Raw genomic sequence first — 26,138 nt, 5'->3', positions numbered from 1 at the left:
ATTTTTCATCACATGCCAAAGGAGTCCTTATGACGCTTCGCGCCCTTAGCCCAGAAGAAGAGCGTGTCATCCTTCACAAAGGAACGGAAATGCCCTATTCTGGGCAATACAATAGCTTTCATGAAGCAGGTGTTTACCACTGCAAACAGTGCAATGCACCTCTTTATACTTCGTCTGATAAGTTTGATTCGGGTTGTGGCTGGCCCAGTTTTGATGATGAGATCAAAGGGGCGATTAAGCGCGAAACTGACCGCGATGGCAGACGCACTGAAATCCTTTGCAACGCCTGTGAAGCGCACTTAGGACATGTTTTTGAGGGTGAGCATTTGACCCCAAAAAACACGCGTCATTGTGTCAACTCCATCTCGCTCCTATTCGAGCCTGTAATCAAGTAGTTTTTTCTTTATGCTATAATACGACACAAATTATTTTAAAGGAATTCTGTATGACCCAAAGCGAACCGGACTCGTGTAGCTTTAACTTTGCTTCTTTCTTAGGGGCACTTCTATGACGCTATTGATTACGTATCTTTCTATCGCGCTTATTATCTCGTTTATCTGCTCTGTTCTTGAAGCTGTTTTGCTCTCAAGCACGCACTCTTACATTGAAACACTTCCCAAAGAGACGAACGAAAATGCTATTGTCCTACTCAAAGAGCTCAAAGCCAACATCGACAAACCGATCTCTTCAATTTTAACGTTCAATACCTTCGCACACACGATGGGAGCGGCAGGTGTGGGTGCGCAAGCGCAAATCTTGTTTGGACAAGAGTGGCAAACAGCGGTTGCGTTTGTTGTGACACTGCTTATTTTGTATGTTTCAGAGATTATCCCTAAAACCATCGGGGCTCTTTACTGGAAAAAACTCTTGATTCCCTCAGCGTACCTGATCTCGTTTCTAGTCACGATCACCACGCCATTTACATGGATTTCATCGCTTTTAACCAACTCTATTTCCAAAAACAAAAAACACCAAAACAATTTCTCGCGTGATGAGATCATGGCTGTTGTTGCGATGGGCGAAAAAGAGGGATCGATCCTCAGTAAAGAGAGTGACCTCATTGAAAATCTTTTAAAACTCAAAAACATTAAAGCCAAAGACATTATGACGCCACGTAGCGTTGTGTTTGCGCTTCCTGCTACAACGACCATCGAAGATGCGATTGAGGATGATCGTATGTACATTCATTCACGTATCCCTGTTTTTGGTGAGACGCTGGATGATGTTGTGGGTATCGTCTTTAACCAACGCATCCTTGAAGAGAGCGTAGAAGACCACGACACCATCACACTCGAACACATCGCACACGAAGTGCATATGGTCTCTGAAAATCTTCCCGTACCTAACCTTATCGATCAGTTCATTAAACGTAAAACGCATCTGTTTGTGGTCTTTGATAGCTACGGACAAACCGCGGGTGTTGTAACCCTTGAAGATGCGATTGAAACGCTTTTAGGGGTTGAGATCGTGGATGAGATGGACGAAGTCGAAGACATGCAACTCTTTGCCAAAGATCGCAGTAAAAAATTCCAAGACCGTATGAAAGTCGAGCGTAAAAAACTCGAAAAAGCGAAGGTTAATTAAAGATATTGAACTACCAGAGGCTTTGTCAATAAAGCCTCTTTACAACACGTTTCGATACTCCCACTGCGTACGTTCCCTATCCCATGTTAATTCATTGACACACGCAAACGGTTGGACAATGCTAAACATGTCATTGATCTCAATGCCAAAGAGATGTGAGAGAATCATGCGATTGACTCCTGCGTGGGCAACGATGATGATGGTTCCATCACCACTCTGTACGATTTTCTCAAATGCCTGCCTCACACGCTGTGCCATCATGCGAAAGCTCTCACCATTGGGTGGGGTAAAGTACTCCAAATTTTCACCTCGTTGCGCATACAGTTTAGGATAGCATGACTGAATGTCTGCCATCGGAACATTTTCCCAATCCCCCATATCGATCTCAGTCAATGCCTCCACAATCTGAAATTTCTCAGAGAGCATCTGTGTCGTTTGCACGCAACGCTTCAAAGGACTGGTAAAAATGGCATCAAAAGGAATCGCCTTAAAATAATCACCGAACACTTGTGCTTGCTCTAATCCTAACGCATCCAGTGGCACATCCGTACGCCCCAAATACCTTTTCTCACTTCCGTTATCAACATGCCCATGACGAAGCAGATAGACTTTTTCAACCATAAGGAAACACCTTACATGTAAGCTTTTCGATCTTGGAAATAATCATGCGTGTGGCATTTAAGCGTTGGGTGATGTTACGTTGTGCTTCGAGGTTGCCTTCGCATTTTTGAAATGCCCTAATAAAGCGCTTTTCAAAACCACACACCTCATCTTCGTCGACCAATTTATCGGCTAAAAAGAGCAGTTCATGCGCACTGATCGGCGCATTCACATCGACGTCAATGTCCATGTGTGTTGCGATCAGATCACCAATGGCATCGTAGCCCATCGCGCGAAGCTTTTGCGCACCCACCAGCGCATGGTTTTTTTCTCTCCGCGCAATGTCATGCAGCAACGCCGCTGCACTTAAAGCATCTTTGTCGATGCCAATCCCAAAACAGGCGATCTGTTCATGCAGATTGCACGCCATTTTTTCCACCGCTTCGCAATGCTTGATGATGTGGGGTGGCACCTCGTTTTGAAGCATCATCGCCAAACACTCTTCTTTATTGGGCGCGCTCAACGCTTCGTAGCGCAGGAGGTTTTCATAATCTTCCTTCGTGTCCATATCCATTAAAACCGACTGCTCGCAGACGTTTACATGTAAAGCATCATCCTGAAACGCTTCGAGCACTTTTTTAAGTCCACCTTCGCTGTTACTGGCTAAAATCTGCGCTTTATATTTCTTATCAATGAGTGGAGGATGCCCTTTATGCCCCAAAAATGTTGGGTAAATGACCCCTTTGCGCGTGCTTGCATACGCCTCAAACAACCGCTCAAGGCTTTGAGCTTTGATGAGCGGAATATCCACAGGTTGCATGTAAAATGCACTCAGTGTTTCATCCATCGCTCGAAGCCCTGTTTGAATCGAGCTAAACATCCCTTGATCGTAATCCTCATTGTAAACAATCGTAACCTTTTCCTCTTTTAAGACCTCTCTGATCTCTTCTTGGCGATGCCCAACGACCACGTAAATAGACTCTATTCCATGCGCTTGGTAGGTCAAAATAAGCCGTTTTAATGCACTCGTTTTTCCAAAAGGCAAGAGGGGTTTAAAATCGTGCATGCGCGACGAATACCCAGCGGCAAGAATCAAAACACCGATACTACGCTTTGTCATCGTCTAACTTCTTTTCACTTGGGTTAATTCAGCAACGATGCTAACGGCGATCTCCTCAGGCGTTTGCGCATTGATAGACACACCGATAGGACAATGCACCTCATCTAACGCTTGTTGCGCAAATCCCTCTTTCAACAGCTCAGCATACACATAATTTCGTTTGGTTTTACTCCCAATCATCCCGATGTATTTGGCGCGCATGTGAAGGGCTTGCTCCAACACGACTTTATCAACGCCTCTGGTCACGATGACAATGTAACTGTTAGGCGGAATCCCCACTTTTTGAAGCAATCCCTCATATGTCGAAGAGACCACATGAATTTCATCGGCGGAGGGAAAACGCTCTTGATTGGCAAAGGCTTCTCTATCATCAATGACAACCGTGTAAAACCCAAGCGATTTGGAGAGTAAGGCAATTTGCTGAGAAACATGCCCAGCTCCCACGATGTAGAGCCGATCCATCGCGTAAAAAGGCTCGATCATGTAACGATTTTTGCCTACATGTAAATGAAATTTGACATGGTAAAAATTTTCCCGAAGATCCTGCACAATGCCTTGTACCTCTTTGTCCTTCTCGCCAAACAGATCCGCCTCAGTGCAGATCCATTTATGTTTGCCATTCACACGCCTGTTCGTCTGCGAAATGTTTGTGATCATAATAAAATCCGTACCCAATGCCTTAAGCTCTTTGGCTTTATGATAGATGTTGAGTTGCGCAATATCGAGCGCATCGATGTGCTCCAACAACACGCTGACTTCGCCACCACACACCATACCCGAAGCTCTTGCGTCATCATCGGTCAGTTCAATCTCTTCGATGGAACTCTGTTTGGTTTTAAACACCTCAGGGGCTAATTGCATCGCCATGGCTTCCAAAGTGCCACCCCCAATCGTGCCTTCAATGGACGTATCTTTGCGAATCACCATCTTCGTGCCCGCTTCTCTAGGCGCTGAACCACTTTTGTGCAATATGGTTGCCGTAACGATTTCGTGTTGTTCATTTAAACTATCTACAATGTGTTCTACGATGGTTTTCATACCTTTGCTCCTTGTCTGTTGTCGTGTAATGTTCGTTTGATCATGCTACGGGTTATTTTAGGTGAACGATCATCTTCTTGGGCGTCGATCCGAAGTGTAAACGCAAAAGGAAAATGCTCCCGAATGCGTCTAATGACCTCCTCTTTAAGCGCTACTGAGCGCTCTTTATTTGCAAGAATGAGCTTTACATGTAAGGTATTATTTTCCTCCACGCTCAGCGTATAATCTAAAATAGAATCAAAGTGTAAAAGGATTTCATCTAACGCTTTTAGGTGAATTTCATGCCCATGGATAAAAACTCTGTTTTCCATGCGCCCTTGCACTTTTTCCATGGTTCGCAAAAACGTACCGCACGCACAAGGCTTTGTTAAAAACCGCGCCCTATCGCCCGTTTTGTAGCGAATCAAAGGCATCGCTTGGCGATTCAGCGTGGTAAAAACCACCTCACCATACTCGCCATCTCTCACAAGTTTGCCAGTTTCTGGGTCGATAATTTCAAAATACAGATGGTTTTCTCGTAGGTGGTAGCCACCCAGGCATTCACACTCCACGCCTCCGCCATAGCCCATTTCGGTCATGCCGTAGTGGTTGAAAACCTTACATGTACCGTTACGACTGAGGGTTTTGACGAGTACATCGGGGACATAGTCGGTACTTAAAAGCACTTTGCGAATGTGTCGCTCAAACAGTTCAGGTTTCATAAGACTAAGGTAGCGCACTTGCATCGGAATGCCTACAATACAGGTAATGTGATGTTCTTCAATGCACGCCGCCGTTTTTTCAATGTCTTGCAAAAGACCATGAACAACGCACTCAATGCCAGAGCGCCAAAGAGCTTTTTTGAGCAAATCCCCGATGCTACCAAACGCAGACCCTGGAAGCAGTACCATTACCTTGTCACCTTTTTCCACCACACAATTCATGCCGTATTGAAAAAAGTCGATGGTCTCTTCTAGGTCTTCATGCGTAAAAAAGAGGCGCTTTTCATCGCCTGTGGTACCTGAAGTGTTGAGGGTTACAATGCGCTCTATCTCATGGGCAGAAACACATAAAAAGTCATGAGCATTGTGTTTAATATCGGAAGGCTTTGTAAAAGGAATTTGCTCAAAATCCCCCAGTGAGGTAATAGAATTTAGGTCAGTCTCTTTTAATTTTTCGTTATAAAATCGGCTTTTGTCTTTGGCATACGCTAAGGTGTGAATGAGTTTTTCAAGCTGATATGCTCTCAAAGCCTCTTGGCTTTTATGCGCAAGGTGTGTACGCTCAATTATCCAGTCTTCCAGCGGTGTAACCTGCATCATGCCCTCTTTGCATCTCGGTAAAGTGACATCCCGTCCATGTTGGTGATGTTGTACATACAAAAAGGAATCAGTCTTCCATCAGCCGTGGAGACATGAATACAACAATCCCGAATCCGCTCCAAATTGACATTCCACGCATCTTGAAACGCCATACCTGAGAGGCTAAAAGTGTTGTTGGCAATAGCATTTAAGATTTTGTCCCAATCGGAGAGTTTTTCTTCTTTGGCTTGTTTTTGGTATGACCAATTGCGTGCCACAAAAGCTTTGGCTTTGTCCGCTCCCTCTTCAGCTTTTTCTACAGTGGTTGAACAGCAGGAGCGTTTGCTTACAGGCTTTAATGTCCCCTCTTCAATAAGGTAATTGCCATTGAACGAACAAAGCGCATTTTCACACCCTGGAGGTTGCATACTTTGCATCTCCACCATGCCATTCATCTGTTCGCAAATATGCTCCATTACCTCAGGCAAGGTGATTCTATCCTCATCCTTGGGAGGCTCTGGAATCCGTCCAAAATAACTCACAGGCTGAAAATGCACCCCTCGAACCGTAGGAGAATGGCTGATGCCAAAACGGATAATCTCACCGATACTCTTCACATTCACATGAGGAACGATGGTGGGAACGAGCACAACGCCAATGCCATACTTTTGGCAATTTTCAATCGCTTTAACTTTAAGCTCAAAAAGCGCACGCCCTCGTAATGTTTCATAAATCCTATCATCAATGCCATCAAATTGTAAAAAAAGAGAACTCAGTCCCGCTTCTTTTAAGGCTTTGACATAGGCTTCATCTTTAGCCATGCGAATACCATTGGTATTAACCTGAATGAATGGAAAGCCTAGTTCTACACCGATGCGAATAATCTCCGCCAAATCATCTCTTACCGTTGGCTCACCGCCTGAGAGTTGGATATTGCATCTGCCTGAGACTTTCAAAATGCTCTCAAACTGAAACCGTACCTGCTCCAAGGTCGGGTCATTGCTTTTAGCATCCATCGCGTCTGCAAAACAGAAACGACAACTAAGATTACACCGTGACGTTACTTCAATCAGTGCCGTGCAGGTGTGTTGTCGGTGCGCACTGCACAAACCACAATCAAACGGACACCCTTTGTCAACCTCTGTGATAGGATTTTTAATATACGCTCTCTCTTTGGTACGTATCCACTCATTCATCGGCGTTTTGCTTCGCCACAAAACCGTCTCAAACGATCCGTGTTCTGGGCAAGTTTTAAGCATGGAAGCATTCCCGTTTTCTTCAACAATAAACGCCTCAAGCACGCGCAAGCAGATCGGACATAAACTCTCCGTGTGCATCATTGCATTACGCTCTATTTCCGTAGTCATAGCCATGTTCTAGCAAAATCTCATAGACTTTGACATACGCTTTTTGGATGATTCCGGCGCAAATGGGTTTGAAACTTTGGTCGCCACTGTGAAAATCTCTCACGCCAATCAGCGCGGCACACTGCGTTGAGCCACATTCTGTTTGAAACCATTCGTGAAACGCCTGAACCATCGGTGCAAAATCTTCATTAGCACTCTCTTCCTCTTTTGCTTTTGCCGCATACAATCCTAAAACGCCAATGCCACCACTGAGTACGCCACAGGTTTGTTGCGTATCGGCGATGCCACGGCAGAGCCCTTGTGCAGAGCGCACTAAGTCATCATTGCAAGAACCTTCGTCTTCAAGCGCCAATTTGTACATGATCTGCGCACAGCAAAACCCTGCTGATGAGAGTTTAAAGAGTCGTAGCGATACATCATCCATTGTTTTCATCTCCTTTTTTAGCAATTAACATAAAATAACCGGGTTTGCATTGCTTAATGTTTTGCTCAAAAGAGCAACACGTTTGCGCTTTTTCACCTTCGATGGTTTTACCCCAAAAAGCCCCCATCGAACCGTGCGAAAAGATGATTTTGACCATAAGCTCTTTGAGTAGCTCAGAGCAATCTTCCAAAAGCATGATTTCAAAGCCAACTTTTTCCAACATCTCTTTTAAAGAGAGCAGATCGTGCATCCCTCGCATACACGATGTGATGGAGAAATTATCCATCGCATCTAGGCTCTCAGGGTTTTTCGCATACACATCGTGGATGACAAACCAACCGCCTGTATCCAAAACTCGATAGACCTCTTTTAACGTTACATGTAAATCATTCATCAGAGAAAGCGTACACTCAGCAAAAACACATTCAAAGCTTTTAGTGACAAAGGGAAGCGCATCCCCCGATCCTGCAATAAACGTTGCAAAAGGATTTTTCGCCTTTGCAAGACTTAACAACTTCGAGGATGGATCAATTCCCACCACTTTAATCGCATAATTTTCATAAAGGTACGAAACCGTTGCGCCCATGCCACAGCCTAGATCGAGCACATGATTATGTTCATTTAAGCCACAAAAGCGAACCGCTTGATCGGTGAGTTTAAATCCCCCCGGACGCAAGGTTTCCCCCGTAGCTTCGTGCATACAGCTGCTTTCATAGACATTACATGTCAACACGCTACTTGTCCTCCAAGCTTTTTTCGACTTCAAGAATTTTCCCTAAAGCCAAATCTTCGCTAATAAAAACCATGTTACAGGTAGGGCATTTTAAAAGTTCCACTTCAAAATTACCTTCAAGATAACGCACTTTAACCTTTTGTGATACCAATGCTTTGTGGCATTTGTCACACATCCATGTGGTTGTTGTTTCGGTTTTCGTTTCCATCTCAGTCCTCCACCACTTCCATGCGATGTGAGTAGACATCTTTTACCGTGATGTCACTGCCATGCTCTTCGTATTTCACCCAAAAGGTCACATTGTTCACTCTCAGGCGTGCGAGAAAATCCAAGGTTTCAGGATTGTAAAATCGCTCTTTACATGTAAGCGAGTGTTCCACCACTTTTTCAACATCACTCAGCAAAATAAATCGCTTCTCCATCAAAGCAATGATCGCATCGGAAAGATGCAGGGTAAAGTCATAGGTCTTGCTCATATCGCTCTCCTCTTCGTTCCAAATCTCTTTGAGCAACTGCTGTTTGAGGCGTTTGCGATTGTTTTGGCGCTCGGAAAGCGTTAGCATTTTTTGAGGCGCATCAGGGTTGATCTCATTGCCATAAATGATGTCCAAAATGTGGTACGCCCGTTTATTTCCTTTCACCAACATATCTTTGCACATCGCGCAATAGACCAGCACATCGTGTTCACTCTCATGGGCGCGGTCTTGGACAAAATCTTCCGCCTGCTCAGGATTGGCACAAGCGACCAATCCGCCATAACCACAACATTTTGCTTTCTCTTTGGCGTATTCAAGCTCTTCAACGCTATAACCCAAAGTTTTCACAATGCTTCGTACACTTTCATGAATTTTCGCATTATGCCTCGTCGCACAGGCATCGTGAATGCAAAGCTCACGCTTACCTTTTTTAATATCCACCTCGGGCAAACCGTAGGTGGCAAACACTTCCCATAACGAGATGGTCTTAATCATCGGCAAGTATTTCTCAAATGTCGAAGCACAGCTCGAACAGGCTAAAATGAAGGTCGGCTCACCCATCTCTTCCCACGTTTTATGTATTTTTTCAACACTTTCAGGCATCAGATCAAGCCTTCCTGCCCAATCCGCAGGTGCGCCACAACACCCCAGATAAAGACCGACATCGTTATCAGCCTCTTTTTCTTTGATCACGCCCACCAAATATTTGTAAATAGCGCCAATATAATCCGTGTGCGTGGAGCTCAGCTGACAACCTGGGTAAAAAAGATAGCCCGTTTTTCCAGAGCCTTTGTACAAACCTCGTGCATACTGCGAAAAAGCAATGACGGGATAATAAAAAAGGTTTTTGGATTGCTCTTTGCTCGGTTGTTTGCGTACGAGTGAAAAATAATCGCTGTGGCTAAACTGCATATCTTTAAGGGCAAAATCATGCGCCGAAATGGGCATTTTACCGCGCTCTACCATACTCTGTCTTGTAGCGTGGATAATATCTTTCATACCAATGCCAAAAGGACACACCTCTTTACACAAACCACACTCCGTACAGGAGTTGATCATCAAATTAGCGCTTCTGTTTCCTAAAACAATGCGCTCGTTATGATTGATGCTTCGGATATAACGATCAGGCGTAATGGAAAAACGTTGCATATGCACACAGGCTTTAATACAGGCATCGCATTGGCATTTAAGACACCTACTTGCCTCTTCTTGCACTTCGCTTTCAGAATAAACAGAGGCTGTTTTAGCCACCTCTACAATGGGTTGTACCGTATCAATTTTATAGTCTAATTTCGTTTCAAAAACGCCCTCGCGCTCCCTAGAAGCACTCATCGAGGTTTTGGTAATGTAGCGGTCAATAGAGACCGCCGCTCTTTTGCCTGAACTTGCCGAAAAGATACTAGAATGGTTTTGCGTTTGAAGTGTGCCGCCGATAAATAAGGAAGTATCATTGACTTGAAAGGTCTCAGGATGAATGGCATACGCTTTACTCCACGCCCCTGTTCCTAAATAGAGCGCATCGTATTTTTCAATGTACGTTTGCAGATTTGCTTCAGTCACTTCCGTGTTATACCAAACCGTAATGCCTTTTTTTGCAATCACGGAGAGCTCTTCTTCGATGATGGCACTCTCTAAGTCTTGCCCCTCATACGCCCAAAGGCTTCCTCCTAAACGGTCTGTTTTTTCATAAATAGTGACGTTGTAGCCTTTTTTATCCAGCTCAATCGCTGCAACGCACCCACTAAGCCCTCCGCCAATAACCGCAACCGTCCCTTTGTTTTTGGGCATAAGTAGTGGTTTTTTAGGACTCGTATACCCTAAATCAATCGCCGTTTTTTCCAGTTCACTGATGCGGATACTTCCACCCACCTCTTTTCGTACACAGTGACTCTCACAAGGGTGGTCGCAGATTTTTCCAATAAGTCTGCTAAAGGGTATTTTGGCTTCCATCACCTTATACGCTTTAGCAAAATCACCTTTTTCAATTTCAGTAACAAAAGCAATCACATCCATATGAACCGGACACGATGCCATGCATACGGGAGGTTCTGAATGAATACACTGATTGCTCATCTCTAATAATGCGTCTAAATCCATTCTGTTTTCCTCAAAATATCGTGTTAAAAGCAAAATCAGGCGTGCGATACACACGTATCGCACGCCTTACATGTAAAGCTCTACGCCATCGCTGCTAGAACTTTCTCAGGACGTGCTGGTAAGTGTGTTACTCTCGCACCGCACGCATTGTAAATCGCGTTAATAATCGCCGCATGAGGCGCTGCCAAAGGCATTTCACCTGCACCTGCAGAACCTAGCAAGCCGTTTGGTCGTTGGTATTCGGTATACATTAGCTCAAGATTATCGGGAACATCTTTGATTTTTGGGATACCGCACCCTGTCAAGGTGGTATGTTTTTTAAGATCATCAAAGTCCTCAGTGAGTGCTAGACCGATACCTTGAACCAAACCACCATACATTTGTCCATCGACAACGAGTTTATTGATGATCGTACCGACATCCGATGCGAGTGTCATTTTCTCAACATTGGTTTTACCCGTTTTGGTATCGACCTCGACTTCTGCGATGCAGACACCGTACATGTAAGCCGCAAACGGGTTACCTTGACCATCGGTTGGAGGTGTATCGGTGCATGGTGCTGTCCATTTACCCATGTATTTAAGCTCTCTTCCTTCGGCGACCATCTCATCGTAAGTTCGGTATGTTCCATCTGCTTTTTTCATCGCTTCAAGCAAATTGCGACATGCCACAACGGTTGCATTTCCCGTGACCACATTGGAGCGACTTCCACCTGCTGGACCGCTGTTGGGTGTTTTGGTCATATCATTGAGCACCAAATCAATTTGCTCTGGTTTAAGGTTAAGAGGTCTCAAAGTTTCATGTGCAAAGGTAAGCGTGCCAATATCTGCACCTTGTCCGTGATCTTCCCATGAATTGCCGACCGCAACACCGTTTTTGGTCAGTTCCGCCCACGCTTCAGAAGAGTCAGGGCCATCTAAGCCACAACCATAGATATTGACCGAAACGCCCACACCGTATTTTTTATCGGCTGCTGCATTGGCATTCTTTTTCGCTGCTGTCTTTTTCGCCAATTCATACACTGGTCGGCTTTTATCAAACAGCTCTTCTAAACAAAAAACATCGGGAGAACATCCTGTTGGGGTTGTATCACCTTGTCTGTAGATATTTTTATATCGGAAGTCAAACGGATCCATACCGACTTTTTCAGCCAATTCATCAATGAGTACTTCGGATGGGAACATGATCTCAGGAGCACCGTATCCACGGAACGCTGAACCCCAACCGTGGTTCGTACAAACGGTTCGTCCATTACCACGAATATTAGGAATCATATATCCTGCTCCACCAAATTGGAAACCTCTTTGGGTTAATAAGTCACCAAATTCGGAGTAAGGACCATGGTCAACACTCCAATCAGATTCTAATGCTAAGATTTTGCCATTTTTGTCCGCCGCCATTTTCATCGTTGTCCAGAATGGGGAACGTTTACCTGTATAGGTGATTTGTTGTTTCATATCAAACTCAAGATAGACTGGTCTTCCCGTAGCAAGGGTTGCAACTCCAAGTAAGCCTTCCATCGTTGGGCTAAATTTATAACCAAACGTAGCGCCCGTATTGTTTTGAACGATGAAAACATCTTCGGCTTTCATGCCCACACCCTCCGCAATCATCAACGCATGAAAATGCAGTGCGATACTTTTTGAGTGAACAATGAGTTTACCTTCATCATTGACATACGCAAAACCAACATCAGGCTCGAGCGGTAAGTGCGGTTGTCGTTGCGTATAGAAGCTATCTTCCACCACAAAAGGTGCATCTTTCATGATAGGGCCGGTTTCGGCTCCTTTACTGATATGGTTGGTAAAGTAGACATTTGGAGTACCCTGGTGAATCTCAATCGCATCATCTGCCATCGCGTCAGGTGCGTTCATGTACGCCGGTAAGACTTCGAGTTCTACTTTGACTTTTTCGACACCTGCATGAGCTGCTTTTTCATTTTCAGCTAAAACAATCGCAATGGCATCACCGTATTGGAAGATTTTTTTATCATTCAAAATCGGTCTATCTAAGCCATCGCCCTTATTGGTAGGAAATGCCAAACCATTGATGCGGTTCGTTCCTTTGACATCTTTATAGGTAAGGACTGCCACAACACCGGGAACTTTTTTCGCTTCTTCGGTGTCAATCGAGATAATATTGGCATGAGAAACCTCGGCTTGAACGAGTTTGGCGTGAAGGGTATTGAGTGGAAGTTTTAGACCCAAATCAGCTCCAAAATCCCATGTTCCCATGACTTTCGCAAGTGCGGAGGGACGAATAAACTCTGAACCCACCAACGAAGCGCCCTCAGGAAGCTCTTTCCAAATATCTTTGATGGTAATTTCACCGCGCATGAGTTTTGCAGCGTCCATTACCGCGTCCACTAAAGGAATATATCCCGTACAACGGCAGAGGTTTTTGTTTTTTTGGAACCAATCGCGTACTTCTTCACGTGTTGGGTTGGTGTTTTGGTCTAAAAGGCCTTTGGCAGAGACAATAAAACCAGGGGTACAATAACCGCATTGCGCCGCACCATGCACCATCCACGAAACTTGAAGTGGGTGAAGTTTATCTTTCGTACCGACCCCTTCAATGGTGATGATCTCATCATTGTCTTCAATTTTTTTCATTTTTAAAATACACGATCTCACAACTTTGCCATTATAAATAACGGTACATGTACCGCATTCACCGCTATTACAGCCTACTTTTGTGCCTGTGAGTCCTAACTGTTTTCGCAGCACATCGGATAGTTTCTCCTCGGCGTCTGTCACCAAAGTGGTTTTAACGCCATTAATGATTAAGGTTCTTTTTAACATGTATTTCCCTCTTAAATAGTTGTCAGCACTTTCTTACATGTAAATAAGAAATATGCAAAATGTGCATATTTTTGCACATAAGCTTTTTGAAAATCTCACGTTAAATGCTCTTAATATGCCTTTTTTGCATATTACCAACCATGAATCGTCAAAAAACTCACCCTTAAATCCCACCATGAAATACGCCGATACCTTTGGTATTCATGTTCTATCGAATTTTTTGGCCTCCCATAACTTATGTATTTTTATTAGATTGACTTTTTAACTATCTGCGAAGATTATATAGTACGAATGTAGCATGAATATAGCAATAGCATCGATTGTAACGTAACGTATCAAAAAAAAATTTAGGAAGCATAAATAGGTAATCTATTGACATGTAATGCACACATTTTAAAGTTTTGTGCTCAAAAATATCTTCCTTATAAGCTGGTATTGGGTATCTTTCATTCAAGCGCTAATGAGCATGGGGGATGGTTTATGAAGACGTACAATTTTTGTTATGAAACAGGTTCAGTGCAGAGTATCATAGATTTTTCACTTTTTGAAGTGGAAAAAAATGTCTTAGTCCAACTCTTTTGTGGGCAAGGAAAAACGGTACTGCAGGAGATCAGCGACGTTATTCTTGCGCATATTCCCCATGCCATCTGTATTGGTACGACCACCGATGGAGAGATCTTTGGTGAGCGGATCACAACGCTTAGAACCGTCATCTCCATCAGCATATTTGAAGACACCTGTATCAAAACCTCTTACACCAATATGGCAGACTCCTTTCAATGCGGTGTCAAAATAGCCTCTGATTTGGTAAGTTCCAACACAAAACTCCTCATTCTTTTTTCAGATGGCACGCGTATGAATGCCGAAGAGTTTTTAAAAGGAGTGGAATCGTATGATCCGACCATACCGATTTGTGGGGGCATGGCAGGCGACAATGGCAAGTTTGAGCAAACCTATATTTCATCCCAAAACACGCTTTTAGGCGAAGGTGTGGTCGGTGTTTCGTTAAATTCTGACATTTTACATGTAGCCACCGATTATAAGTTTGACTGGAAACCTATCGGGCTTAAGCATACCATTACGAAAGTAACGGAGAACAGAGTTTACCTGATCGATGGTATGAAAGCAGCAGAATTTTACGACAAATACCTCGGTGGAAACTTCTCACAAACAGAATTTCCCCTTATCCTTGAAAAACACGGTGTCATCATGGCACGAGCGGTCATCGCTAAGCATGAGGATGGCAGCCTGAGCTACAGCGGCAATTTTAGCGAAGGCGATAAAGTCCGCATCGGTTTTGGTGATGCTGAGTCTTTGATGAAAGATCCTCTAGACGTTTTAGAAAACTTGCACACGATCAACGCAGAAACGTATTATGTCTTCTCCTGTATGGCGCGAAGACGGTTTATGCCCTTTTTAATCAAACTGGGCATCGGTTCGTTTTCAAAAACAGCGGCAACCTCAGGGTTTTTTACCTACTCAGAGTTTTACCACCAAAACGGTCACAACAAACTTCTCAACCAAACGCTCACCGTAGTTGCCTTAAGCGAATCTTCTACCGTGGATTCCATCCCAACCATCGCGCACAAAGAGGAGAGTAAAAAAAACACTCCCTACTCTAAAAGCATTGAATCCTTGACCCATTTGATTGAACAAAGTGCGCGCGATTATGACGATCAGTCCAAACGTTTAGAGAAGCAGATGCGCTACTCCAACACCCTTTTGGCATCTCACAAACAGTTTTTGCGCTACACCGTGCATGAGATGAATACGCCCTTAAGCGTCATCATGAGCAGTATTGAGCTGCATGAGATGGAGTTTGGGAAAAGTGTCTACTTGGAAAATATCGAAGTCGCAGCCAAAAGCATCTTCTCGATGTACGATGATTTAAGTTATTTGGTGAAAAAAGATCAAATTCACTATGTGAAACGCTCTATTGATTTGGTCGATTATGTCCGGTCTCGTATCGACTTTTTTGCCCAAGTGGCGGATAAAGCAAAATCCATGCTTAGTTTCAAAGCCGATTGTGATGACGCCATGATTTTCTTTAACGAAACCAAATTACAACGCATCATCGACAACAACCTCACCAATGCGATTAAATATACGTTTGAGAATGAAAAAATTATCGTTTCTCTCTACAAAGATGCGGATAATTGTCATTTTTGCATTGCATCGCATTCGCGAAAAATTCAAAAACCAGAGAAAATCTTTGAAGAGTTCTACCGTGAAGAAGAGGCGCAAAACGGCTTTGGACTTGGACTCAACCTCGTTAAAAGAATCTGTAAGGAAGAAAACGTGAAAATTACACTGCATTCGGATGAAAACATAACATCCTTTTCGTACCAATTTAAAATCGAGAACGCATGAAAATTTTACTCTTAGAAGATGACATTCTCCTCAACGAATCGATCACAAAATACCTCTCAACCATCGGTCACGCCATGACATCCATCCGAGATGGCAATGCCTGTTTGAGCGTCTTAGAAAAAGAGCGGTTTGACCTGCTGATTTTCGATATTAACGTACCCAATATTGATGGATTAACGATTTTAGAGACATTGCATGCGCAAAAAAAAGTGATGCCTGTTATTTTCATCTCAACACTCATTGACATCGAAGATATATCACGAGCGTTTGAGCTTGGCTGTTTTGATTATCTGAAAAAACCGTTTCATCTCAAAGAGCTCAATATCAGAATCGACCGCATTTCAAAAACCCTCAAAAAAGAGAGGCACCACAAAAGACTCTCCGCTTCCTACAGTTTTGATTGTGATGCCATGACGCTCTATTTTCACGAAGAGCCCCAAGTTTTATCCAAACGACAACTTCAAATCATCCAATTCCTCACCCACAACCGAGGATTTGTCTGTAGCTACGACATGTTTCGAGAAAACGTATGGAATGATTTTGATATGGACGTCGACGAAGCCACCATCCGAACAGAGGTCAATCGTCTCAAAAGTCACCTGAAAGAAGATTTTATCACCAACATTAGAGGTATTGGCTATATGGTGAAAACCCCTTCGATGTGAGGCTTAAAAGACTTTTACATGTAACCTTGCGGTGACACCACAACCTATTGGCACCACAAGAGATTAAGATTTGGCAACATTCAGCTTTTTAAGCAGTCTGTTGGTGTTATAGATGCTGATAAACAGCGTCGCACCCAAAAGCACAAAGGCTAAACCAAGGCAGACGCTGAGTGCCAGAGGTATGCTTTGGCTCATCGCTTTGGAAGGAGATGCCACTTCACTTTGGGGTGCTGTTTTTTCAAACCCAGCTTTGGGAGCGATGCCATTGCGGCTGATTTGATGCCCAGGACCGCCATCTAAGATCACTTCATACGGCACTGTGGGGATGCTCAACACAAGCTCACTGCTATCGGGCAGTCTTTGTTGAAGCAAAATCTCTTGGCTTCCCACCGCTTGCAGTTTGACCAAAGCACCAGAAGCGCCCTCACCTGTACTAAATTCACCTTTGATGGTGATCGTGTCATCGTCATTGTCGCTTACATGTAACAAAAGCGTATGCGCGCACATAAACGTTGGCAAGAGCAATACCATCGCCCATAGAATGAATTTTTTCATGCTTTCTCCTTTTTTCTAATCCAAAATGAGTGTATCGCTTCAGGCTGACACGGTAGTTTTCGAGCACCCCAAAGAAGCAGACTTCCCAACACCAAAAGCCACAGATCAACCCCTAAAGTAGAGCCCACAGGAGGAAATCCTAGCGCAAACCAATGCAGTAAAACTGAGCCTAGAAACAACGCACCACCCACGGCTAAAAACTCTTTGGCAGCTTGGTAGGCATTGAAGCGGTAAAACGCCCAAAACAGCGTTGCGAGCCACGCATTGTAAAAGAGCCCTTTTTGCCACAAAAGCCGATCAGCAAGATCAAACGGTAAAAGCCACTGCAACACGAAAAGTACGCCCGTTGCAGGAATGACACCCACCATGACGCTCAAAGAGAATTTTCCCATCCAGTGATAAAAAGGAATGCGTTCATCAAATTTCTTCGCCTGTTTCTCAAGCCACAACATCACACCAAAGCCAATCGCCAAAGCAGATGCGACCAACACCAACGCTACCAACGTTCGGCTGATAATATCCACACCGGCTAAGAAGTGAAGAAAAAAGGTCGCTTCCGCAAAGAAAACACTCCACGAACGATCCAGCACTCTTTGCTCTGAAATGAGCGAACCATCAACCGCACTGAGTGTTAGACTCGGTTTATTAAAGGAACCACCGTTTAAAAAAGGCTTGTAAACATCGTAGCCTTTAAGCTCTATCTGGGCATTTTTGGCGTTCCAATTGACCAGCTTTAGTTGCTGAAAGTTGATCTGTGGATTCAGATTTTGCGCTTTGGCAATTAATGTCTTAATCGGTAGCATCGGTGCCGTTTCACTGGAAGCAGCCATCGCATTTTCTTTAGGGAAAAGCACGGGACCGATGATCGCATCGATGCGACTCTCTTTGCCACTACTCGCCAGCTTTGCCATCGGAACAAAGCTTAGAAGCGAAAGATTCATAAAAGCACCGCTGAGCGTTATAAGCAAAAAGATAGGGAAAATCCATGTAAAAATCTTTACATGTAAACGCGAAAAAAGTGCTTGGGGCGTTTTGGGTTTGTTCTTGTAGGCGAAGATGATGATCAAGATAACACTTGAAATAACGATGCTCATCACGCCCACAGCCATAAAACCAAAGAGTAAACGCCCAAAAAAACTAAATGCCACCCCAAAAAGCTCTTTGTCAAAATCCAACACTTTGCCGTAATGAAGCTTGTTTAAAAAGCTTGCTAGTTGCGATTGCGCACCTTCATCTTTGATTTTTGCGCCACTGAGTGGGTTGAAAAAAAGAGGGGCGCTAAAACGGTGCGAAATGCTCAACGCTGTTTCACCTTTGGTGCCAGGAAGCGTGATGAGCAGGTTATTTTTGGGAAAATTGGGGTCTTCTAAAACCTGATTGAGCATGGTTTCATAATCAATCTGCGTGACATCAACTCTCTGTATATGACGTGATGGTTTCTCCCACACCTGAAGATACGGCAGAAAAATGGCAAAAATACCAAAAAAAACGCTGACGTACATGACCAATGAAACGACCATACCCAGCGCGGCATGAAGCCTTAAAAGGCGCTGTTTCCATAATTTGGACGCGTTGATCTCATTCATAGACCCATCCTAAAATGCCCACAACGATCAGGGTTGGAAGCACAAAGCGAAGCAGTGCACCAAGCTTAGTAGGCGCTAAGGCGATCCACAACGCAGCTACTGCCCACGCCAACGTGTTGTACAACAGTGCGATCACGGCTAAGTCTTGCTTGAAAGGCGTGCTCAGTGCCACCAAAACAGAGAGGCTCAGATACGAAAGCACCAAACCGCCAAAAATGGCGGTAAGGATGCGAAAGAGCCCAATTTTTTACCATGGGGCTCAGGAGTGGCTAAATAGCGATAAAGGTTCATTTGAAGCGACTCTTCTTAGAAACGGTAGTCAAACGTCACGCCAAAGGTACGTGGTTGACCCACTTGTAGATTGGTTCCGCGATACAAATAGAGCACATCTTCATCCAACGCATTTTTGACGTAGGTACGAATCGTATAACTTTTGGTTTCATAGCCAAGATTGACATTGACTAGGGTGTATTTGCCCGCTTTGGTCGTTTCAGTATTGGCAATATCGGAATAGTATTCACCCACGTATGAGAGATCACTTCCAAAGAAGAAGCCACCACCAAAGTGTTGCGTGAAGCCAACATTACCCGTAAAATGAGGCGCATAGTTGAACTCATTGCCTTTATACGTTGTGCCTGTCGGTGCTTCGGTAATTTCAGATCGTAAAAGACCAAACCCACCGTGAAGTGCTAAATCAGACGTTAAACGATAGTTAACTTCCGCTTCAAAACCATAACTTTTCCCCTCAGGAATGTTCGTAATACGGTTGCTTAGCAAACCTTGATACCCTTCATAATCGTTGTAAAAAAGGTTGGTATTGAGCGTTAGGCTTTTATTGAGCATTAACGAACGCGTTGTCGCTTCATACGTCCAAACCCACTTTTGGAAGGAAAACCGTTTCAGCCGCGTCCGTATCGGTGGAGGCCATATTAGCGCCTCTTTTGTAAGAAACATCCCTTTCTTGATGCTCTCTCTCCACACGTCCACCAAACAGCACATCTAAAGAATCGCTTACATATAAAGACTCTTCACCAAATAAAGCAGCAGTCTTAATCTCATCATCGCCGCTCAACAACGTAGCGCCATCGGTAGCAATGTCTTGCGTACGGTCGTAAAAATAAAGCCCCACCATACTCGTCAACAACCCACCTTTAGGGTCATGCACCAACCGCGTTTCAAGAGTCGTGCTCTTTTCATCCAGCCCCAAAGGCATCACGAGGGTGGCTTGTTCAAAAGAGGCTTGATAGTCACTGTGACCAAGCAGTGTATAGAGTTTCAAATCATCATTGATTGCGTATTCGACATCGACACTCACCGTCGTGTTAGTGGTGTCGGTGTAACGCACAGGATTGACCGAAGAGACAACATCTTGAAATAATGAAATATCAGGGTTACTGATTTCATTCATATATTCGCCCTCTTGGCTACGATGCGATACAGTCGTCTTAACGATCAACCCTTCGATATTTTTAGGAATCCAAAGCATTTTACCGCGTACACTTCCTTGCTTGATCTCGGAGGGATCCCAAGGAGTACTCGCTCCCGTGTAATTGATAAATCCATGCCCGTAAACGCCCTGCGCAGCCAGTCGTAACGCCAACTCATCCTCTAGGATGGGACCTGATATCATCGCACCCAGAAGCGCTTTGTCATCTTCATTTTCATAACCAATGCGCACTGCACCCTCAGGTTCAAACGTCGGATTTTTGGTATTGATCACAACGGCACCACCGATGCTATTGCGTCCTTGTGTGGTCGATTGTGGGCCACGCAGTACTTCAATCTGCTCAATATCCCAAGCGCCGATGTCCAAATAACGCTGTCCGCTCCAACTCTCACTTAACCCATCCACACTCGTGCTAATGCGTGGACGAGCCCCCGAGATAAACGCGTGCATTCCCGTTGCAGGACCTGCACCACCGACACCACGAATGACGGGAAGATCGGCAGGATTATTGATCATATTGGGCACTTGTGACGCTACTTCATACGCCGATTTTGTCTCGGAAGCATCCATGCTATCGCCCTTGAAAACACTCACCGCGGTTGTGGTCTCTTGCAAAGAACGCTCTATTTTTTCGCCCGTAACGGTCACTTCATTGAGTTCTACTGTTGAATTGTTCTCCGAAAATGCAAGTGAAGGGAGCAGTAAACATACAGCTAAACTTATTTTCCACAATTTTTTGTCTATCATCCATCGTCCTTTTTGTATCATGTTGTTGTTTTGATGGTGGAAGTGTGCCATTTATGAGGATGATTATCAATAAATAAAGAGTCACAAAAGGGGAAAATCTACTTTAAAAGAGCTGTTTGCGGTAAACGCTCGGCGATACACCAAAATGTTCCATAAAGCGCTTGCTAAAATTGCCCGTATGCTTGTAGCCAACTTTAAACGCCGCCTCTTTCACACTATGATTTTTTTGAAGCAAGGTTTTTGCCACGTCCAAACGCTGCTTTTGGAGCATCTCATATACCGTCATGCCATAATACGCTTTAAAATCTTTTTTCAAATAACACTCATTAATCGCCGAACGATAAGCGATCTGCTTGATAAAAAGCTCTTTGTCGTACTCGTGCAAGATGATATGTTTCGCCTTTTCAAGCGAATGAATCGTCTTAATATCCAACGAAAAATCGGCGATTTTGTGCATCGTGCTCATCATACGCTCAATCGTATAGTGCGCCAAATACATGATATGCGCCTCCAAATAGAGCACATTCAAAAGGTTTTCATCCATTTCGTGCGCATCAAACGCCTTTAAAATCTCCAATTGCCGCAGATCAATCTCGCCACCTTCTAAAACAGCATAACCATTCTGCTGCGTCTCCTCTGCCATCTTTGTGTACACCTCTTGATAATTACTGATGAGATGGAACAACAGCTCCTCTTTGATGCCAATCGTAATCGTACGGTAGCGTTTACCCTTTTGCATCTGCATCTCCATACAAAACGCATGCGATGAAAATCCGATGAAAAAGCTGTTTTTCTTGATAAGGTATTGTGTTTTATTTTTAAACACATGCGTAAAGTCATCGCCCAGATTAAACACCAACACAGCACCTGGAATATCCGAAGAGAGCGATGTTATCGTGTCTTGATGCAAAACATACGCATACGTATACGCCGCCACACCGTTTCCAAGGTTGTACCAAATAAACGTCCCATCACCCAGTTCTGGTTTGACCTTCGCCAAAAAATTTTCACGCGAAAAAGGGTACTGCTTCGTTTGAGCGATCTGCAACAGATCGTAAGAGTTAATACGCAACACAGAACTTTCGCTCACCCTCTTCCCCTAAAATAAAATTACCACAAGTTGAGAAATATTATCAAATAAAGGTATTTTATATTGTAGCAAATCTTCGCCTTAAAACCTAAAAGGTTCTTACATGTAAAGCCTTGATCTCTGCAGAGATCACACTTCTTCTGCATTTTTACGGATAAAAAGTGTTTGTGTGGGATAGGCAAATTCGATCCCTTCTTTGCCAAAGGCTTCAAATATTGCCATATTAATCGACTCTTGAATATCCATATAGATCGTGTAATCATTGCTATTGACGTAGTACACAAATTCAAAATTTAAACTTGAATCGCCATAGCGTGCAAAATGCCCCCGATCATACGTTGTCATATCCACCATGGTGATAATCTCTTTCACGATGGTGGTAATTTTTTTCAACTGTTCTGGCGCAATCTGATACGTCACCCCCAAGGAAAATACAACCCTTCGTTTTTCCATTCTTTTATAATTATGCACGCGGGAATTCGTCAAATCAGTATTGGAAAAGACAAGTTGTTCGCCACTGAGGGCGCGAATACGTGTCGTTTTGATGCCAATATGCTCCACAACCCCTATTTTATCGCCAACCATGATAAAATCACCCGACTCAAAGGGTTTATCAAAAAAAATGACGAAATAACTAAAAAGATCCCCAAGTACGGTCTGAGCAGCCAAAGCAACGGCAATACCACCAATGCCAAGACCTGCCACCACGGCTGATATTTTGACCCCAAGATTATCAAGGAGAAACATGATGGCAATCATCCAAATAGCAAAACTCACCAGTCCGCTAATCCCCTTGAGTTGATCTTTCTTTTGTATCGAATCAACCGATGTTTGTAAATAGCGTTGCAAACTATAATGCGCAATAGCAATCACAATACGAACAGAAAACATGGTCAGCACAACAAAGATCATCACATCAAGGCTATGTTCGAATTTTGAAGACAACACAAGAAATTTGAGCGATAGATAAAAGATGGAAAAGTAAAAAACAGGAATCAAATACGTTTCGATGACACTGATGATTAAGCCACTCACGTGTGTTGGAATCGCATTGATCCATAGTTTTAGCTTTGCCAAAATGTAATATTTAAAGATAAAAACAGATAAAGAACCTAATGTAAAAAACCCAAAGGCAATGCAATAGTCCAAAAATGGATTGCCCATAATCGTATAATCTAAGAGTAAATTGATCGTCATGTTATTGTACGATTGGGAATCACCGCACGCATGAATCCTTCGCCCCATGTGTGAACATCGTTACTGCGCACAATCGCATTCATACGTGTCATTCGGTACGTCCTATCATCTTCACCTAAGGTTAAGGCAAGATAGAGCACCTCTTCCATACTTTTCGCATCGTAAGGATTGGTCAATAATGCGCCATGAAGCTCAACCGCAGCTCCTGCAAATTCGGAGAGAACAAGCACACCACTTCCTCCTAAATGCCCTTGCGTTGCCACGTACTCTTTGGCGACAAGGTTCAGTCCATCGCGCAACGGGGTAATCCACGCAACATCCGCCATAGCGTAATACGCAATTACCTCTTCATAAGGAATGGAGCGGTAAAAGTAGCGCACAGGCGTCCAATCCAGCGTTGAAAAGCGCCCATTAATGCGCCCAACCATTTTATCAACCTCTACTCTCAAAGATTCATACACTTCCATGCCAGGCGCCGCTGGGGTGACAAAATTAAGCAAAACCAACTTTCCAACAAACTCTGGGTGCTTCTCAAGTAAAGTCTCAAACGCCAAAAGTTTTTCAAGCGCACCTTTGACGTAGTCCAGTCGTTCCAACGAGAGAATGGCACGTTTACCCAAAAATTGAACGCGAATATCTTCGATTTTATGACGCACTGTCGTTTTGTGAAGCAAATGATCAATCTGCGTACAATCAATCCCAACAGGATGCGCACCCAAACGCACTCTCTTTCCTAAAACCTCAATGTCATCGCTCATCAAATCCACCCCAAGTGCACAACCATACGTCATAAACCGTGGAGCACAGGGGACTTGGGAAAGTATTTTTGTCGGGGCATAACTGCGCACGACATCGACAAAATTTTCCACATAACGAGGAATGTGAAAGCCTATATAATCGCACTGCAAGAGACTTCCGATGATCTCACGACGCCACGGAATGATATTGAAAATATTGGAAGGCGGAAACGTTGTGTGGTGAAAAAAGGCGATTTTTAGATCGGGTCGTAACATGCGCAAAAACGCAGGCACCATCCATAAGTTATAATCATGAATCCAAACCAAAGCACCTTTGGATGCTTCCAGTGCAGTTTGTTTGGCAAAAATTTCGTTAATATCAAGGTAATGTTCCCAGTGTTCTTGTTTAAACTCAGCCTTATCAGGAAAAGAGAAGATGATGGGCCAAAACGCCTCTTTGGAAAATTTCTTGTAAAAGAGATCCACATCTTTGGCTAAAAGAGGAATGCGCGCTGCTTTTAAGTTGGGGTATTTTTCCACATCGACGTCCACATGAACTTCAAAATCAAGAGGTGTGCGTGAGCTTTGTTGCGACCACGCAACCCATGAACCCTCAACACCTGAGGAGAAAAAATTTAACAGTGTGGGCATAATGCCATTGGGACTTTTAGGTTTTTTCCTCTCTCCATTTGCCAGCTCATCAAAGGGTAAACGATGGTATACCATCACCAAATCCGATGTTCCCTCTTCATGTACCACGCTTGGCTTCTCACTTTTCAAAAATTGATAATGTGAAAGCCCCTCAATAATCCCCGCGCACCCCTCGCCCGATGAAAGATAAACCCCTTTGTCATCACGCACCGCGTGCACAAGGGCTGGCTCTGCTCCACCGACAACGATGCTAGAGAAGCCTTCTTGAAACATCGACAAGTCGTTCATCGTATCACCTGCGGTCACAACCGTTTCGTGAGTAAATTCAAGATGCGCACACAGCTTCCGCAAGGTCGCACCTTTGCCAACGCCTTTGGGCAAAACATCAAGGTATTTTCGTGCGGAGAAAAGAAGCTCACACCCCAAAGAGGCAACAACAGCTCTTAGCGCATCATCAATCATCGCTTCATGCACCAAAAACGAGCACCGACGCTCTTGAGGAACACTTTGACGCTCTAAATAGGAAAAAGATTCCAGCGCATCCACCACCGATTGCGTGCCAGGCCAAAGAGCGGAGATCTCTTGTTGCAACGGAAAAACAGGCAACAACGTATCGCCATAAACCACCGTCGCCCCCACATCCGCAATAATATAATCAGGTCTGGGAACCATCGGGTCATTTAACACAGGCAAAATCGACTCTAAGCCTCGTCCTGTGACAAAAATAAGTTTAGCATAAGGAATATTTCCGCTAAAAAGTTCACGTAAATGACGACGTGCTGGCAGTGGACCTGCGAGTAAAGTACCATCCAAATCCGTTGCTAGAACAACGCTTGAAATGGGTTGAAAGGAAGAAGTAAGTAATTTTTTAAGCATCTATGCCTCCATTGTATTTTGTTGTACAAAACCCTTTGGTGGGGCAACATTTATGTAAAAACACCTCGTCATATTGAATTAATAGCCATATAATAGCTTCGTATGTCAATCTATTGTAGCTAAAACTTTTACATTCTAGCTTAGGGGATGCGGTGTAAATGCGTGTGGTAAATCTTTACATGTAAAGGTTTTAGTGGGTATAAATATTAAAAGTTTAGCTCCCTTTTTATGCTATACACCAATATCTTCATTCCAAAGTTTAGGATTCTTTTGTATAAAAGATTCCATAAGTTGACGACATTTTGGGTTGTTGATGACTTCAACTTCAACTTCTACACCTCTTGATCTTACGTATTTTTCTGGTCCACAAAAGGTATGGTTTTCACCGATAACGACTTTTGATATGCCATAAAGCAAAATGGCACCACTGCACATATCGCAAGGAGACAACGTAGAGTAAAGCGTTGCTCGTTGATAATCACGTGCGCTAAGTCGTCCAGCATTTTCCAAACAGTCCATTTCTGCATGCAGTACAGCACTTCCTTTTTGAACTCTTTGGTTGTGACCACGCCCTACTATTTTACCGTCTATCACAAGAACCGAACCAATAGGAATACCACCCTCATCCAACCCTTTTTGCGCTTCTTCTATGGCTGCTTCTAAAAATTTATCCATTATGTTTCCCTTTTAGTTATCC

Annotated in this window: 21 protein-coding genes and 1 pseudogene; 4 read left to right on the top strand and 18 right to left on the bottom strand. The window is 43.8% G+C overall.

All coding sequences use genetic code 11. From position 1 onward, the window contains the following. Positions 1 to 29 precede the first annotated feature (29 nt). Positions 30 to 395 (top strand): methionine-R-sulfoxide reductase, encoded by a 366-nt coding sequence (locus tag JU57_RS02060; RefSeq protein WP_037956328.1) that lies wholly within the window; start codon positions 30 to 32, stop codon positions 393 to 395. Between the two features lie 112 nt (positions 396 to 507). Then, complete coding sequence (locus tag JU57_RS02055; RefSeq protein WP_037956326.1) at positions 508 to 1,584, top strand: hemolysin family protein; 1,077 nt, start codon at positions 508 to 510, stop codon at positions 1,582 to 1,584. A 39-nt stretch (positions 1,585 to 1,623) separates the two neighbouring features. On the opposite strand, the gene JU57_RS02050 is transcribed toward JU57_RS02055, so the two are convergent. The 10 genes from JU57_RS02050 to JU57_RS02005 form a co-directional block, all read right to left on the bottom strand. After that, positions 1,624 to 2,205 (bottom strand): histidine phosphatase family protein, encoded by a 582-nt coding sequence (locus JU57_RS02050; RefSeq protein WP_037956317.1) that lies wholly within the window; start codon positions 2,203 to 2,205, stop codon positions 1,624 to 1,626. Further along, entirely contained in the window at positions 2,198 to 3,304 is a 1,107-nt protein-coding gene (locus JU57_RS02045) for a DVU_1551 family NTP transferase (RefSeq protein ID WP_037956315.1), read from the bottom strand. The genes JU57_RS02050 and JU57_RS02045 overlap by 8 nt, the downstream gene beginning before the upstream one ends. A gap of 3 nt (positions 3,305 to 3,307) precedes the next feature. Next, complete coding sequence (locus tag JU57_RS02040; RefSeq protein ID WP_037956313.1) at positions 3,308 to 4,342, bottom strand: XdhC family aldehyde oxidoreductase maturation factor; 1,035 nt, start codon at positions 4,340 to 4,342, stop codon at positions 3,308 to 3,310. Continuing rightward, complete coding sequence (locus tag JU57_RS02035) at positions 4,339 to 5,640, bottom strand: DVU_1553 family AMP-dependent CoA ligase (protein ID WP_037956311.1); 1,302 nt, start codon at positions 5,638 to 5,640, stop codon at positions 4,339 to 4,341. The genes JU57_RS02040 and JU57_RS02035 overlap by 4 nt, the downstream gene beginning before the upstream one ends. Next, a complete protein-coding gene (trsS, locus tag JU57_RS02030; RefSeq protein ID WP_037956479.1) occupies positions 5,640 to 6,989 on the bottom strand; it encodes a radical SAM (seleno)protein TrsS in 1,350 nt (449 codons plus the stop codon). Before trsS ends, JU57_RS02035 begins: the two co-directional genes overlap by 1 nt. Continuing rightward, positions 6,967 to 7,413 (bottom strand): DVU_1555 family C-GCAxxG-C-C protein, encoded by a 447-nt coding sequence (locus tag JU57_RS02025; RefSeq protein WP_037956308.1) that lies wholly within the window; start codon positions 7,411 to 7,413, stop codon positions 6,967 to 6,969. Before JU57_RS02025 ends, trsS begins: the two co-directional genes overlap by 23 nt. After that, on the bottom strand, positions 7,406 to 8,113 hold the full coding sequence (gene trsM, locus JU57_RS02020; RefSeq protein ID WP_051906486.1) for a DVU_1556 family methyltransferase: 708 nt from the start codon (positions 8,111 to 8,113) through the stop codon (positions 7,406 to 7,408). The genes JU57_RS02025 and trsM overlap by 8 nt, the downstream gene beginning before the upstream one ends. A gap of 34 nt (positions 8,114 to 8,147) precedes the next feature. Beyond that, positions 8,148 to 8,354, bottom strand: a complete 207-nt coding sequence (locus JU57_RS02015) for a DVU_1557 family redox protein (protein ID WP_037956298.1) — start codon at positions 8,352 to 8,354, stop codon at positions 8,148 to 8,150. A gap of 1 nt (position 8,355) precedes the next feature. Further along, the gene (locus JU57_RS02010) at positions 8,356 to 10,719 is read right to left on the bottom strand and encodes a pyridine nucleotide-disulfide oxidoreductase/dicluster-binding protein (protein WP_037956293.1); all 2,364 of its coding nucleotides are present in this window, start codon (positions 10,717 to 10,719) and stop codon (positions 8,356 to 8,358) included. A gap of 80 nt (positions 10,720 to 10,799) precedes the next feature. Continuing rightward, a complete protein-coding gene (locus JU57_RS02005; protein WP_037956290.1) occupies positions 10,800 to 13,520 on the bottom strand; it encodes a molybdopterin-dependent aldehyde oxidoreductase in 2,721 nt (906 codons plus the stop codon). A gap of 480 nt (positions 13,521 to 14,000) precedes the next feature. Between JU57_RS02005 and JU57_RS01995 the strand changes: the two genes are divergently transcribed. After that, positions 14,001 to 15,890, top strand: coding sequence for an FIST N-terminal domain-containing protein (locus tag JU57_RS01995; protein ID WP_037956478.1), 1,890 nt, complete (start codon positions 14,001 to 14,003; stop codon positions 15,888 to 15,890). Continuing rightward, a complete protein-coding gene (locus tag JU57_RS01990) occupies positions 15,887 to 16,555 on the top strand; it encodes a response regulator transcription factor (RefSeq protein WP_037956286.1) in 669 nt (222 codons plus the stop codon). The genes JU57_RS01995 and JU57_RS01990 overlap by 4 nt, the downstream gene beginning before the upstream one ends. 63 nt (positions 16,556 to 16,618) lie before the next feature. Here JU57_RS01990 and JU57_RS01985 read toward each other — a convergent pair whose 3' ends face one another. The 8 genes and pseudogenes from JU57_RS01985 to JU57_RS01945 all read right to left on the bottom strand — a co-directional run bounded on the left by JU57_RS01985 (position 16,619) and on the right by JU57_RS01945 (position 26,116). Beyond that, positions 16,619 to 17,110 (bottom strand): hypothetical protein, encoded by a 492-nt coding sequence (locus JU57_RS01985; protein ID WP_037956285.1) that lies wholly within the window; start codon positions 17,108 to 17,110, stop codon positions 16,619 to 16,621. After that, the gene (locus JU57_RS01980; protein ID WP_037956284.1) at positions 17,107 to 18,696 is read right to left on the bottom strand and encodes a PepSY-associated TM helix domain-containing protein; all 1,590 of its coding nucleotides are present in this window, start codon (positions 18,694 to 18,696) and stop codon (positions 17,107 to 17,109) included. The genes JU57_RS01985 and JU57_RS01980 overlap by 4 nt, the downstream gene beginning before the upstream one ends. Then, on the bottom strand, positions 18,689 to 18,898 hold the full coding sequence (locus JU57_RS01975; RefSeq protein ID WP_294875274.1) for a hypothetical protein: 210 nt from the start codon (positions 18,896 to 18,898) through the stop codon (positions 18,689 to 18,691). Before JU57_RS01975 ends, JU57_RS01980 begins: the two co-directional genes overlap by 8 nt. Before the next feature lie 104 nt (positions 18,899 to 19,002). After that, positions 19,003 to 20,890: pseudogene (locus JU57_RS01965) on the bottom strand (TonB-dependent receptor). A 103-nt stretch (positions 20,891 to 20,993) separates the two neighbouring features. Next, on the bottom strand, positions 20,994 to 21,980 hold the full coding sequence (locus JU57_RS01960) for an AraC family transcriptional regulator (protein WP_037956281.1): 987 nt from the start codon (positions 21,978 to 21,980) through the stop codon (positions 20,994 to 20,996). 129 nt (positions 21,981 to 22,109) lie between these two features. Next, positions 22,110 to 23,225 carry a mechanosensitive ion channel family protein gene (locus tag JU57_RS01955; RefSeq protein WP_294875271.1) on the bottom strand — a complete coding sequence of 372 codons (1,116 nt, stop codon included), beginning with the start codon at positions 23,223 to 23,225 and terminating at the stop codon, positions 22,110 to 22,112. Next, positions 23,174 to 25,441, bottom strand: coding sequence for a glucosylglycerol-phosphate synthase (gene ggpS / locus JU57_RS01950; protein WP_051906484.1), 2,268 nt, complete (start codon positions 25,439 to 25,441; stop codon positions 23,174 to 23,176). Before ggpS ends, JU57_RS01955 begins: the two co-directional genes overlap by 52 nt. A 231-nt stretch (positions 25,442 to 25,672) precedes the next feature. Continuing rightward, positions 25,673 to 26,116: a nucleoside deaminase gene (locus JU57_RS01945; RefSeq protein WP_037956276.1), complete on the bottom strand. Its 444-nt coding sequence runs from the start codon at positions 26,114 to 26,116 to the stop codon at positions 25,673 to 25,675. Between the last annotated feature and the right edge of the window lie 22 nt (positions 26,117 to 26,138).

This window comes from Sulfurospirillum sp. SCADC, from assembly GCF_000743525.1.
Classification (GTDB): domain Bacteria; phylum Campylobacterota; class Campylobacteria; order Campylobacterales; family Sulfurospirillaceae; genus Sulfurospirillum.
This window is presented reverse-complemented; position numbering and strand designations above follow the sequence as displayed.

Coding starts and splice junctions, on each gene's coding strand:
- JU57_RS02060 (WP_037956328.1), top strand. CDS start 30: ATGACGCTTCGCGCCCTTAGCCCAGAAGAAGAGCGTGTCATCCTTCAC.
- JU57_RS02055 (WP_037956326.1), top strand. CDS start 508: ATGACGCTATTGATTACGTATCTTTCTATCGCGCTTATTATCTCGTTT.
- JU57_RS02050 (WP_037956317.1), bottom strand. CDS start 2,205: ATGGTTGAAAAAGTCTATCTGCTTCGTCATGGGCATGTTGATAACGGA.
- JU57_RS02045 (WP_037956315.1), bottom strand. CDS start 3,304: ATGACAAAGCGTAGTATCGGTGTTTTGATTCTTGCCGCTGGGTATTCG.
- JU57_RS02040 (WP_037956313.1), bottom strand. CDS start 4,342: ATGAAAACCATCGTAGAACACATTGTAGATAGTTTAAATGAACAACAC.
- JU57_RS02035 (WP_037956311.1), bottom strand. CDS start 5,640: ATGCAGGTTACACCGCTGGAAGACTGGATAATTGAGCGTACACACCTT.
- trsS (WP_037956479.1), bottom strand. CDS start 6,989: ATGACTACGGAAATAGAGCGTAATGCAATGATGCACACGGAGAGTTTA.
- JU57_RS02025 (WP_037956308.1), bottom strand. CDS start 7,413: ATGGATGATGTATCGCTACGACTCTTTAAACTCTCATCAGCAGGGTTT.
- trsM (WP_051906486.1), bottom strand. CDS start 8,113: ATGCACGAAGCTACGGGGGAAACCTTGCGTCCGGGGGGATTTAAACTC.
- JU57_RS02015 (WP_037956298.1), bottom strand. CDS start 8,354: ATGGAAACGAAAACCGAAACAACAACCACATGGATGTGTGACAAATGC.
- JU57_RS02010 (WP_037956293.1), bottom strand. CDS start 10,719: ATGGATTTAGACGCATTATTAGAGATGAGCAATCAGTGTATTCATTCA.
- JU57_RS02005 (WP_037956290.1), bottom strand. CDS start 13,520: ATGTTAAAAAGAACCTTAATCATTAATGGCGTTAAAACCACTTTGGTG.
- JU57_RS01995 (WP_037956478.1), top strand. CDS start 14,001: ATGAAGACGTACAATTTTTGTTATGAAACAGGTTCAGTGCAGAGTATC.
- JU57_RS01990 (WP_037956286.1), top strand. CDS start 15,887: ATGAAAATTTTACTCTTAGAAGATGACATTCTCCTCAACGAATCGATC.
- JU57_RS01985 (WP_037956285.1), bottom strand. CDS start 17,110: ATGAAAAAATTCATTCTATGGGCGATGGTATTGCTCTTGCCAACGTTT.
- JU57_RS01980 (WP_037956284.1), bottom strand. CDS start 18,696: ATGAATGAGATCAACGCGTCCAAATTATGGAAACAGCGCCTTTTAAGG.
- JU57_RS01955 (WP_294875271.1), bottom strand. CDS start 23,225: ATGGGGCGAAGGATTCATGCGTGCGGTGATTCCCAATCGTACAATAAC.
- ggpS (WP_051906484.1), bottom strand. CDS start 25,441: ATGCTTAAAAAATTACTTACTTCTTCCTTTCAACCCATTTCAAGCGTT.
- JU57_RS01945 (WP_037956276.1), bottom strand. CDS start 26,116: ATGGATAAATTTTTAGAAGCAGCCATAGAAGAAGCGCAAAAAGGGTTG.